This is a genomic window from Thalassospira lohafexi (genome assembly GCF_002844275.1).
Taxonomy (GTDB): domain Bacteria; phylum Pseudomonadota; class Alphaproteobacteria; order Rhodospirillales; family Thalassospiraceae; genus Thalassospira; species Thalassospira lohafexi.
In genome coordinates this window covers 684154-696733 of the sequence record NZ_NXGX01000001.1, presented here as the reverse complement: position 1 = coordinate 696733, position 12580 = coordinate 684154, and the positions used below count along the sequence as shown (strand labels likewise).

10 protein-coding genes are annotated in these 12580 nt (G+C 52.9%); 7 read left to right on the top strand and 3 right to left on the bottom strand.

Annotation, left to right across the window (positions count from 1 at the left end; translation table 11 throughout):
• Positions 1-55: 55 nt before the first annotated feature.
• Together ilvN and ilvC are read left to right on the top strand one after the other, a co-directional pair.
• Positions 56-565 carry an acetolactate synthase small subunit gene (ilvN, locus tag COO92_RS03135; protein WP_022733020.1) on the top strand — a complete coding sequence of 170 codons (510 nt, stop codon included), beginning with the start codon at positions 56-58 and terminating at the stop codon, positions 563-565.
• Positions 566-687: 122 nt separating this feature from the next.
• Entirely contained in the window at positions 688-1707 is a 1020-nt protein-coding gene (gene ilvC, locus COO92_RS03130; protein WP_101299780.1) for a ketol-acid reductoisomerase, read from the top strand.
• 84 nt (positions 1708-1791) lie between these two features.
• Here ilvC and COO92_RS03125 read toward each other — a convergent pair whose 3' ends face one another.
• Positions 1792-2979: an MFS transporter gene (locus tag COO92_RS03125; protein ID WP_206186343.1), complete on the bottom strand. Its 1188-nt coding sequence runs from the start codon at positions 2977-2979 to the stop codon at positions 1792-1794.
• A gap of 206 nt (positions 2980-3185) precedes the next feature.
• On the opposite strand from COO92_RS03125, the gene COO92_RS03120 reads away from it, so the two are divergent.
• Complete coding sequence (locus COO92_RS03120; protein WP_101299778.1) at positions 3186-4094, top strand: pseudouridine-5'-phosphate glycosidase; 909 nt, start codon at positions 3186-3188, stop codon at positions 4092-4094.
• 85 nt (positions 4095-4179) lie between these two features.
• Here the strand turns inward: COO92_RS03120 and COO92_RS03115 are convergent, their stop codons facing one another.
• Positions 4180-4842, bottom strand: coding sequence for a pyridoxamine 5'-phosphate oxidase family protein (locus COO92_RS03115; protein WP_101299776.1), 663 nt, complete (start codon positions 4840-4842; stop codon positions 4180-4182).
• Between the two features lie 129 nt (positions 4843-4971).
• Between COO92_RS03115 and pdxR the strand changes: the two genes are divergently transcribed.
• Both pdxR and COO92_RS03105 read left to right on the top strand, forming a co-directional pair.
• Entirely contained in the window at positions 4972-6492 is a 1521-nt protein-coding gene (gene pdxR / locus COO92_RS03110) for a MocR-like pyridoxine biosynthesis transcription factor PdxR (RefSeq protein WP_101299775.1), read from the top strand.
• Between the two features lie 109 nt (positions 6493-6601).
• A complete protein-coding gene (locus COO92_RS03105) occupies positions 6602-8092 on the top strand; it encodes a cryptochrome/photolyase family protein (protein ID WP_101299773.1) in 1491 nt (496 codons plus the stop codon).
• 34 nt (positions 8093-8126) lie between these two features.
• Here COO92_RS03105 and COO92_RS03100 read toward each other — a convergent pair whose 3' ends face one another.
• On the bottom strand, positions 8127-9674 hold the full coding sequence (locus COO92_RS03100) for a CYTH and CHAD domain-containing protein (RefSeq protein WP_101299772.1): 1548 nt from the start codon (positions 9672-9674) through the stop codon (positions 8127-8129).
• A 649-nt stretch (positions 9675-10323) separates the two neighbouring features.
• On the opposite strand from COO92_RS03100, the gene COO92_RS03095 reads away from it, so the two are divergent.
• Complete coding sequence (locus COO92_RS03095) at positions 10324-11292, top strand: hypothetical protein (protein ID WP_133125039.1); 969 nt, start codon at positions 10324-10326, stop codon at positions 11290-11292.
• A gap of 252 nt (positions 11293-11544) precedes the next feature.
• Positions 11545-12552, top strand: coding sequence for a hypothetical protein (locus COO92_RS03090; RefSeq protein WP_101299769.1), 1008 nt, complete (start codon positions 11545-11547; stop codon positions 12550-12552).
• The last annotated feature ends 28 nt before the right edge of the window (positions 12553-12580 follow it).

The window sequence follows — 12580 nt, the reverse complement described above, 5'->3', positions numbered from 1 at the left end:
AGCCGGTGCGGGCGGCAACATATTGCCCCCCACCGCGCCCTAGCGGAGCGAAACCGTGAAAGAAACCGAAATTTCGAAGCACACCATTTCTGTTCTGGTGGATAACGAAGCAGGCGTCCTGGCCCGTGTCATCGGGCTGTTTTCGGGCCGTGGCTATAACATCGAAAGCCTGACCGTGGCCGAGGTCGATGCGCATACACATGAATCGCGTATCACCGTTGTCACATCGGGCACCCCGATGGTCATCGAACAGATCAAGGCACAGCTTTCGCGTCTTGTCCCGGTTCACAAGGTCAATGATCTGACCCTGTCGGGACCAAGTGTTGAACGTGAACTGGCCCTGATCAAGGTGATTGCAACGGGTGAGAAACGCGTCGAATCCCTGCGTATTGCCGATATCTTCAAGGCACGCGCAGTCGATGCGACCAACAGTTCCTTCGTTTATGAAATCATCGGCAGCCCCGAAAAGATTGACGCTTTCATCAAATTGATGGAACCGCTGGGGCTTTCGGAAATTTCGCGTACGGGTGTCGCGGCAATTTCGCGCGGCACACTGACGATGTGAGTTTGCCCTGCCCGGTGATCCGCATCGGGCAAGGCATTGGGGGTTTTGCCCCTAAACAAATTTGATCCATCCCACCACGCAGATAAAAATAAGCGTGGTCCAACGTCCAGAGGTATCGAAAGATGCGTGTTTATTACGACCGCGATGCAGATGTTAATCTGATCAAAACCAAAAAAGTTGCCATCATCGGTTACGGTTCGCAGGGTCACGCCCATGCGCTGAACCTTCATGATTCCGGTGTTGCAGAAGTGGCCGTTGGCCTGCGTGAAGGTTCCTCTTCGCGTAAAAAGGCTGAAAAAGCCGGTCTGAAAACCATGACCCCGGCCGAAGCAGCTGCTTGGGCAGATGTTGTCATGATGCTGACCCCTGATGAGCATCAGGCAGCGATCTATGCCAAAGAACTGCGCGACAACCTCAAACAGGGTGCCGCCCTTCTGTTCGCACACGGTCTGAACGTGCATTTCGGCCTGATCGAGCCGCGCGCTGATCTTGACGTTATGATGATCGCACCAAAAGGCCCGGGCCACACGGTTCGTTCTGAATATGCACGTGGCGGCGGGGTTCCTTGCCTTGTTGCTGTTGAACAGAACGCATCGGGCAATGCACTTGAAGTCGCACTGTCTTATGCATCTGCAATCGGTGGCGGCCGTTCGGGCGTGATCGAAACCACCTTCCGTGAAGAGTGCGAAACCGATCTGTTCGGCGAACAGGCTGTTCTCTGTGGCGGCCTGACCCAGCTGATCAAATACGGTTTTGAAACCCTGACCGAAGCTGGCTACGCACCGGAAATGGCATATTTCGAGTGCCTGCACGAAGTGAAACTGATTGTTGACCTGATGTATGAAGGCGGTATGGCCAACATGCGTTACTCAATCTCGAACACCGCAGAATACGGCGACTATGTCACCGGCCCGCGCGTGATCGACGCATCGGTCAAAGACCGCATGAAAGAAGTCCTTGCTGACATTCAGGAAGGTAAATTCGTACGTGACTTCGTTCAGGAAATGCATTGCGGTGAGCCGATGTTCAAAGCAACACGCCGCCTGAATGCCGAACATCCGATCGAAGAAGTTGGCACCAAACTGCGCGCTATGATGCCGTGGATTGCTGCCAACCAGCTGGTCGACAAAGAAAAGAACTAAGCAAAATCTTAGGTTTTTGATGCAAACGGCCGTCCCGATGGGGCGGCCGTTTTGCTTTGAGGGCTATGCCCGAAACAATCAGGATTACTGACGCATGCGCTTCACCGGGAAGCGCAATTCCGTGACAGCCCAGATCACGACACAAAGGATCGACACACTTGATCCAAGGGCCACGATAGCGGGCCACCCGCCCATCCCGTACGAAACGGCTGCACTGGCCGAACCACATGCACCGCCGAGGAAGTAACTGGCCATATAGCCCGTCGTCAGGCGGCTTCTGGCTTCGGGATTAAGACGGTAAATCTCGCTTTGGTTGGAGATATGCGCACCTTGAATACCAAGGTCGAGCAACACGACACCGACGCCAAAGGCAACCAGCGACCATTGCCCCCAATACAGCAGCCCCCAGCTTGACACCGTTACCATTAAAAATCCGCCGGTGCTCAGCCTTGCCCAACCCCGATCCGCCAGCCTGCCGGCAATGCGGGCCGCCAAAATACCAATGGCCCCGATAAGGCCAAACATCCCGATCATGGCTTCGGACATGTCATATTGACGGGCAAGCATAAAGGCCATCGCCGTCCAGAAAATGCCAAACACCGCATATTGCAGCCCGCCAATCAGGCTGCGACGGCGCAGCACCGGCTCATCGCGAAACAGATGCAGGATGGAGGCGTAAAGTGTCCGGTAACTGGTGTTTGAGGTTGGAACCAGATGGGGCAAGATTTTGTAACAGGCCACCGAATAGCCCGCCATCAGGACCGCCGCGACGATAAAAACCGACCGCCATCCGGCAAGTTCGGCCATCACCCCCGAAAAGGTACGCGCCAAAAGAATACCCAGCAACAAGCCACTCATCACCGTGCCCACCGCCGATCCGCGCTTATCATCACTGGCAAGATGGGCCGCCAACGGCACAAGGATTTGGGCGGTGACACAGCTTATGCCGACCATGATGCTAAATGCGACCAGCATCAAAAACGAATGCGACAACCCCATCGCCAACAAACCCAAGGCCGTTAAGGCCGAGGTGATGGTCAATAACTTGCGCCGTTCATGATGATCGCCCAACGGCACCACCACAATCAACCCGGCGAGATAACCCAATTGCGCGACTGTAACCAAAAGCCCGGCCTTGGTGTCGCTTAGGCCATATTCACGTGCAAGCAGTTCCAGCAAGGGCTGCACATAATAAAGGCTGGCAACCGAGAGGCCGCTTCCGACCGCCATAAAGGCGAGAAGCCCACGGGTCAGAACTGGTTTGGAATGCATAAAGAATGGTCCCGAAAAGGTTGGTGGTTTCAACAAGATACGCGTCTGCCACAACCGTTACAATCCGTTGACTGGCACAAGTGCGTTTCAGATGTGGCATTGATCAATATGAAACATTGCAGACATGCAATGCTTTGGGCTGGATTTCGAAGGATGATCTGTTTAATTCTGACCTTTAAAACTTTAACTCAAACATGAGCCACTTTATGTTGAATTATATCGATATCGCCCCCGAAGTCGCCGAAGCATTTGCCGCTGGCAAGCCGGTTGTCGCCCTTGAATCGACCATTATTTCCCATGGCATGCCCTACCCGCAGAACCTTGAAACGGCGCACGCTGTTGAACAGGATGTGCGTGATAATGGTGCGGTTCCCGCCACCATCGCCGTGATTGGTGGTCGCTGCAAAATCGGTCTTACCGCCAGTGAGCTGGAATATTTCGCCAAGGGCACGGACATCCTGAAACTGTCGCGCCGCGACATTCCCTATTGCCTTGCCAAGAAACTTGACGGTGCGACCACGGTTTCCGCCACCATGATTTTGGCCGAAAAGGCCGGCATCCGGGTGTTTGCCACGGGTGGCATTGGTGGGGTTCACCGTGATCTTGCCGGGAATTACGATGTATCGGCTGATTTGACCGAGCTTGGTAAAACCAGTGTTGCGGTTGTCTGTGCCGGGGCCAAGGCGATCCTTGATATCCCCAAAACGCTTGAACACCTTGAAACGCTGGGTGTGCCAGTGATTGCCTATGGCACCGATGAGTTCCCGGCGTTCTATTCGGTGCAAAGCGGTCAAAAAGCGCCGCTGCGTCTTGATACGCCCGAAGAACTGGCGGCCTTCCTGACATCGAAATGGGAATTTGGTCTTGAAGGCGGGGCCGTGATTGGCAACCCGCCCGAGGCTGATAAGGCACTCGCACGCGAAGCCATCGAAGGTGCGATTGAAAGTGCACTGGTCGAGGCCACCGAAAAAGGCATTCAGGGGCGCGATGTTACCCCGTTCCTGCTTAAACGCGTGACCGAACTGACCGATGGCAAAAGCCTTGAAGCCAACATCGCCCTTGTGCGTAACAATGCCCGCCTTGGCGCAAAAATTGCGGCGGCGATGGTCGATTAATCCGTCTCACAATCAAGCATCACGATACAGAAAACCGGCTGACAGAGTTCCCTCTGCCAGCCGGTTTTCGTTTCAGCGAGAAATCCTATTCCGGTTTTTTGCCTTTACCGACAAAGCCGGGATCAATCTTGGCATCGTCAATCGGCGTGCCCCAGACGTTCTGACACGGCAGAACCCCGGCCCACACCGGCAAGCTATAATCTTCGTCATCATCGACCGGATCACCGGCCCGGACTTTGGCGGAAACTTCGTTCAGGTCAAAGCCGAGGAACATGGTGGCTTTAAGCTCCTGCTTGTTGGGTTCACGGATGGTGTCCCACCGTCCCGGTTCAAGCTTTTCCATAAACAGGCGGGAATGTTCCATCTTGCCTGCGTCATCAGATACAACCTCACCCTTGCCGTAAATCACGACCGAACGATAATTGGCTGAATGATGGAATGCCGAACGCGCCATCACCAGCCCATCAAGGTGGGTGATGCACAGGCAGGCCTCCGCCCCCTCGGCAATCGCGCCCAGAATGCGGTTTTTCGACGCCCCATGGATATAAATCCGTTCCCCCACCCGCCAATGGGCGGTCGGGATCATGGTGGGACGCCCATTGACCACCGTTCCGACATGGCAAATCAAGGCGTCATCAATGATCCCGTGAACAAGCTTACGGTCATAGGATGCACGCTTGGGACCACGCACAATTTTGGTTACGGGGTGAACATCATATTGGTCAGGCAAATCAAGTACGTCAGACATGGGGTTCTCTTTTGTTCGTCGGTGATGGCACGCGGGGTGTTTCGCCTGATCATCGCGATTATTGGACTTTTCAAAAGGTCCATTATAATAAAATACATAGAACCAATTTAAACCGTCAGGCCGATCAGCATGCGCAGCGATTACAGCTGGATATATCCCAGCCACACCGACCAAACCGGCGACCGGGCAGAACCCATCGCCTATCGGCGGCTTTATCACGGCATACGGGCCGCCATTCTCGATGGGCGGCTCCATCCGGGCGAACGGCTTCCGGCTAGCCGAGATCTGGCCAGAACACTTGGCATATCGCGCAATACCGTGGTCACCAGTTTTGACCTGCTGACGTCCGAGGGCTACCTCGAAACCCGTGTCGGAGCCGGAAGCTTCGTTGCCAGCACCCTGCCCGACCGCGATATGGCGGCAACGCATCAAACCGGCGATCAACGAAATGCATCCAAGACCAAAGAACGCCCCTTGCGGCTCAGCCAAAGTGTCGCGCGCATGCTCGAATATCAGCGACGCTTCCCACGGTTCCGGGTCGCCCGCCCGTTTAACCCCGCCACCCCCGATCTGGATGGCTTTCCCTTTGACCTTTGGGCGCGGCTATTACGCCGTGCATGGCGGTCGCCCGATATTGATCTGACGATCCCCGATGATCCGCTTGGCCTTTCGCAATTGCGCCATGAAATCGCAAAATGGCTGCGCCAGTCGCGCGGGGTCAATTGCGATGCCGATCAGGTGATGATTGTATCTGGCGCACAGCAGGCGCTTGATCTGATTGCCCGTGCACTCGTCGATCCCGGTGATGTCATCGCCACCGAAGACCCGGGATATGAAGGCATTCGCGGTGTTCTTGCCGCCAGCGGTGCCGATGTTCAGGCCATCCCCGTCGATCACGAAGGGCTGTGCGTTGATCTGCTTTCAAACACATCATCCCCGGCACGGATCGTGGTCACAACCCCATCGCGCAATTACCCATTGGGAACGACCCTTTCGCTTGCGCGGCGTCTGGCCATGTTGCAATGGGCGGAGGCCAATGATGCCTGGATTGTCGAAGACGATTACGACAGCGAATACCGTTATGACGGGCCACCGCTGTCATCCTTACAGGGGCTTGATACCCACAACCGGGTGATTTATGTCGGCACGTTTTCACGGGTCATGTTTCCCGGTATCCGGCTTGGCTATCTTGTTTTGCCGCGCACCTTGATCCCGGCCTTTCGCGGGATGCGCGGCTTTGCCGACGGGGTCCCCGCCCCAACCGCGCAAGCCGCCCTTGCCGCGTTTTTCGCCGACGGCCATTTTTGCAGCCATGTGCGCAAGATGCGCCTGCGGTACGGCGAACGGCGTACACATCTGCAAAACCTGATTGCGGATCGTGCGTCAGGCGCACTTTCTATCATGCCCTCAGACGGTGGATTGCATTTCTGCACAAAACTTATCGCCGGGCATGACGACATGGTTTTGCAGGAAAAGATGGTCAAGGCCGGGCTTGATTGCCGCGCGCTGTCGTCTTATTTCCACGATAAATCGGCCGAAAATCGCCCTAATCTGCCGCAGGGGCTGGTGCTTGGATTTGCCGGATGGAACAAAAATGCCCTGACGCAAAGTTTTGGTGAACTGATCACAATCATGGAACGTATCTCTTAATGTACCCCAAGCCAGAGAGAGCGGCTCGGCACCCCCTCTATACGCTGTCACAGTCGAGACGCTCTCTCACCTTTCTGTCGAAATTCCAAGACGATCTTTAAGGATACCAATGACTGACCGTCCAATCGCCATCATGTGGTTTCGCAATGATTTGCGTTTGGCCGACAATCCGGCCTTACGCGCAGCAACCCAGTGGGCGCGCGAAAATGACGGGGTTGTTTTACCGGTATTCATTCTTGATCCGGTGATTTCAGATCAGCTTGGCGGGGCAACCCGGTGGTGGCTTGAAAAAAGCCTGTTGGTACTTGACCGGACCATTGCGGATATGGCCGATGTTAGCGCTAACATGCCTGATAATCCCGCCTTGCGGCTATTCGTTGGCAAGTCTTCTGATATCCTTGATACCATCATTGAAAGCCAGCCGGTTGGGGCATTGTTCTGGAACCGGCTGTATGACAAGCCGTCGATCACGCGCGACACCGAAATCAAGGCCGCCATGATGGACCGCGGCCTTACGTGCGAAAGTTTCAAGGCGCAGCTTCTGTTTGAACCGTGGGAAGTCAAAACCGGTGGCGGTACTGATTTCAAGGTCTTTAGCCCGTTCTGGCGCGCCTGCCAGAAAGCCCCGCCACCACGTGCGCCTTTCAAGGCACCTGAAACCATCACGCTTTGCGATCAAGACATCAAAGGTCAGGTTGACCTTCGAAAACTGGATCTGTCGCCCAAGCCGTTTGATTGGGCCGCGGGATTATCTGAACGCTTTACCCCCGGCGAAAAGGGCGCGATGGATCAGTTGTTTGATTTCATTGATGATCGTTTACAAGACTACGCCGATCTGCGCGACCGCCCGGATCACCGGGTGACGTCGGAGCTCTCCCCCCACTTACGCTTTGGCGAAATCAGCCCGTTTCAGGTCTGGCACACTGCAAACCATTTTGCCGAAGCCAATCCCGGCAAAGGCAAAACCGCATCCAAGTTTATATCCGAACTGGGATGGCGGGAATTTGCCCATCATATCCTGTTTCACGCCAAAGACCTTCGAACCCAGCCGTTGCAAGACAAGTTCAGCAGCTTTGCATGGTCAGATGCCCCCGACGATCTGGCAGCCTGGCAGCGCGGTCAAACCGGCTTTCCCATCGTCGATGCCGGCATGCGTGAACTTTGGCATACCGGATACATGCACAACCGGGTGCGGATGATTGTCGGGTCCATTCTGGTCAAACATCTGTTGATCCATTGGCGCGACGGGCTGGCATGGTTTGACGATACACTTGTCGATGCCTGCCCGGCCAACAATGCATTTTCATGGCAATGGATCGGCGGATGCGGCGCGGATGCCGCCCCCTATTTCCGCATTTTCAACCCCGTACTTCAGGGTGAAAAATTTGACCCCAAAGGCGAATATGTTCGCCAATGGGTTCCGGAACTGCACGACATGCCTGATCAGTTCATCCACAAACCGTGGGAAGCATCGCCCTTGATCCTCAAGGCTGCTGACGTCACGCTGGGCAAGTCCTACCCGGAACCCCTGATCGGTTTGAAAGAAGGCCGTGAGCGGGCTTTGACGGCCTATCAGGACATGAAAAAGGCTGCGGCGTAACCCCCGCAGCCTCCATCCCGCAATACCTTCTCCGTCAACTCCAGAACAACTTGCGTTCTGCGAACTCTTTCCAGGCCATGCCAAGACCGTCCAGTTCATGGTCAACACGTGCGGCATACCACCCAGATACCAGCCCGATGGCCACCAGTCCTTCTTTTGACAGTTTTGGCGCCAGTGACATCAGCCGTTTTTCAGCCACGGCCGCATCCTGCAACTCACCAAGAATATCCTGCATGGCGACAAGGCCGTTGCGGAACTTTTTGACCTTCTTGCTGCCATAGACACCGCCAAAGAAATCGGTGCCATAGCGCATCTGTTTAACATCAAGACGCAGCGCATGAAGCTGTGGTGTGGTCAACACAGTGATGTTGTCGCCGCGACGGGTAACACGTTTATAAACCCGTTCGAGCAATGGCTCGGCCATCTTGCCAATCGGGGCAGCCATGGCTTTCATCTGTGATGCACTGGCCCCGGATGCCCAGCGCGAATAGCTGGCCCATGCGCCAAGGATCAAAAGAAGCTGCCCGTATTCAGGGCTATCGAGCATATCATGTGCTGCGACCAACGCCTTTTGACGTTCAATTTCGGCGGCTTTGCGCAACTCGGCAACGCCTGCATTTTGCGAAAACCGTTCTTCGATCAGGGGCAAGGTTTCGCCAAGAAACACATCCCAATCACGCAAGGCATCAAGTCCCTTGCTACACGTCTTTAACAACCGCCTCAGCAAAACCGCCTCGCCATGTGGCAGGTTCTTTTTAAACAGATTAAACGCCACCCGCAGCCTGCGCATGCCAACCCGCATCTGATGGCAGCCTTCGACATGAAGGTCCTGACGCACACAAATTTCATTGCCAAGGATCATCCGAAGCCCCTGCGCAAGGACGGCTCGAAAGGCTGTTTCGGCCGACATATCAGCCGTCAGGGCAACCGCGTCTGGCTTATAAAAGCGTGTCTCCGTGCCAAGGTACAAATCCCGACCGCGCGATGCTTTGGACCGCATGCTCAACAGCAAGGGAACAGTGCGTTGCAGCTCTAGTGCCAAGTCAAACAAAGCGGCGGGATGGCCATCTTTTAATTCAAACTCGACTTCGGAAAGTGGCACTTCGGCCTCACCGGCGCGCACAACACCCTGATCTATGGCCATTTCCATCACCGCATCACGGTAAGTCAGATCAACGGCACTGCGTTTAAGATCGCTTTCAAAAATCCGGTCGATGGTTTTCTTCTTGCCAAACTTGCTCAGAAGCTTTTTGACGTCCTTGTCGGTAAATTTCTCAAGGTCAAGTGCGCCGTCTTCAAGCGGTACTGTCCATTCATGACGTGCGGGCAAGGCTTCGCGCAGGCCATTGGTGGCCTTAACGGTTTGCTCCCACCCTTGGGTTCCGATCTTGCGCACCCGAATGGCAAGCCCCTTGCGCGCCAGCGACAGCTTGGGCGTATCATAATAGATGGAAACCAGATGGGTCGTCTGAATGCGACGGCCTTCTTTGACCTCGCGTAAGACGGGTGCCTGACGCAAACGCGAAACGTGCTTTGGATCGATCCGAAGTTTCAGTTCGATTTCGATCTGCTTCTCGGCCATTTTGGGTCCCCTAGGCGTATTGTTCTTGTGGCAAAGCGGATTTCACCAATCCTAACGTCATAAACGTTTTTATGTTTCAGCGGGTTGAAATCACATGCCGGAATGATGGTAGCGGATTGTCAAATTTCCGCAACAAAAGCCCTAAACCCCCATCAAATCAAGCACTAAACGCATATCTCACAGCTTACACAAACTGCACCTTTCATTTGAAACCAGACCAGAATATTTCTGTTCATTTGATCACAACAGCAACAAATTCATAAACTTTGAGAAGATAGAGTGCGTGCCTACTTAATCCAGCGCATCCGATCTCTTACCGATTCTTTACCGGCATGTGGACCCAAGAGGCTCTGCAAGAATCATCAAGTGAAAGCATGTTAAATAGTTACTTTTTCATCGCCCTCGAACAAACTCAAACATTAAATCGTCTATCAACCCCCAACCCTAATCAATAGGATAGGACAGAGCAGTCAACCCGTTCTTATAGATAGTATCCATCGCAAATTAACCATTGATAATATTGGACAATGTCACCGAAATAGATTTCGGGTTTCGTACCTGTTTCCGAGGAATGAACTCGTGGTCCCGATTGGAATGCGCCACGCGTTACTTCTGCCAACATAATAAATTATGGAAGAAATTTGCTTCAATGAAATTAAATCAGTTTTGGAATCCAGTACTCCTCACAACCATCCTTGGATGCATGGCATTGAGCGGCTGCCAGACCACACGCTCAAACCATTTTTCGGAATGGAAAGAAACGCCTATTGCAAGTGCACGTTTTAATATCATGCAGGCGTTGTCAGTCCCGGTAAGTGCAGTTCAACAGCGATCCCGCAACAATGGTCAGGTTCTTGACGAGAAATGGGTACTTGCCTGCGGAAAAGGTGAAGTTCAAATTCAACATGTTTCGAGTGCATGGTTCAACCCATCGACAATTAGTGACCTTAAATCAGAGGAAATTTTTGCTGCCCAAGTAATAGCGGGGGCTGGATCCAATGTGAGTCTTCAAAACACAACTTCTGTAACGATCCCTACAGGACGCCGTATTGGTTACTATGCAGATGTTAAAAAATCCAACGGAGACATTTGTCAGGCAGCAATTTTTGGTATTCGCGGCAAAAATGCCCGCATGTATGACAATGACCGTGGACAGGTTGATACATATATAGAACTTCACTATTGCGGTGATGAGCGTATTGATATGGGCACGTTTGTCGAAACCGTTGATATGACTAAAAACGGCGCTGTCAACGCTGGTCAGTTACAAGATTGCACGTCTGCTTACAGCGAGCCAAATTTAACCGAAACACTCGACACTCAAAAAAAAGCAAATGCCACTGTTGTGTGGGACGGTACTTACAAGGGGTCGGGTCCAATAGAAATTTCTCATGGGCCAACCAATGGTGTGTTCAATGTATCATTTGATGAAGGATTAACATGTGAAGGTCACTTCAAAGCCTCAGACCCACAAAAACCACTGAATGCAGATTGGTCTATGAAATGTAACAATGGTCAAAGTGCCAAGGGATTTTTCTATCCCGAAAATGACAAGCTACTTTATGGTAAAGGCACCGACCAAAAAGGCTCAAATATACTGCTTCAAATCGAACTTTAACCTCAACAGCCCCCCAAAAAATGCTGCAAACATCCGAGAATTGAGGTTTGCAGAATTTTGCTTCGCGTGGGCCCCACACTTGGCATTTGCTGCAAGTCTCCACTTCTGGATGATGAGACTGACGCTTACTTAAGAGCGACCAGATACCTAAAAAACATATTGGAAAACCGCATTTCCACCACTTTCGAACAGGTCTCAAACCTGCCAATAGTGGCTATCCTCATCGTGGGACATACAATCTAGAGGGTAACAATGAACACCAAGAAACTTATCGGGTTCGCCGTTTTGGGGACAACACTGTTGCTGGCCGGGTGCCAGACCACCAGAGATCATGCATTTTCCGAATGGAAAGAAGTACCGATTGGCAAGTCACGGTTTAACGTGCCGACGGCCTCGAACATTCCGGTGACCAAGCTCGAACAGAGTGATCGTAACAATGGTCAGGTCCAGAACGAAAGATGGGAACTGGTCTGCGGGCAGGGTCTGATCACAAATGCATATACATTTGATGTCTGGTTCACCCCACAAAGCGAACAGGAACTTGCAGACGAAGCGCAATTCCGAGACACATTCGAAACGTCAAATGTGACAGTCTTGAAAACCTATCCGATCACGTCAAACGTGAATGGAAAAGCAGTGGGTTATTATGCTGACGCCAAAATTGGCGAAAGTTCGCAATGTAAAGTCGCCAAATTCGGCTTCCGTGCGACAAATGGCCGCAAAATTTACGATAATGATCGCGGCGGCATCGATTCAATCGTCACTGTTGTCTACTGCGGGGACGCTGATTTCGACATCGCAAAATTGACCCATAACATCAGTCTGGTCGATGACCGTGACGCCTATGCAGCACGGGTAATGGCGCTACCTACTCCAGCATGCGCGATGACGAGAACCAAGACTTCGGGTGCACAAGGCGGTAACTGGTCCAGCGCCAGAATGGGCACCTATGATCGCACCATCGCAATGACCTGGGGAAGCAAGCTGACCGATGGGTATCTCGATACCAAGGTGTCGCTCAAAGATTATGGCGGAACACTTGAGTTTATCGGCCCAAACAGTTCGCAATGCAAAGCACAACTGAGCGTAACCAAAAACGACGCCCCGACAGAAGGCACATGGTTTACAGATTGTACCAAAGGGGCATTTGCGTCGGGTACATTCACGCTTGATGACAACCGCAACCTGATTGGCGAAGGAACCGATCAGGATGATGAGGGTGTTGAATTCACACTTTGGATTCCAGACAACAAAGCATGACATCGACCCGGAATCAAAAAGCCCCGTC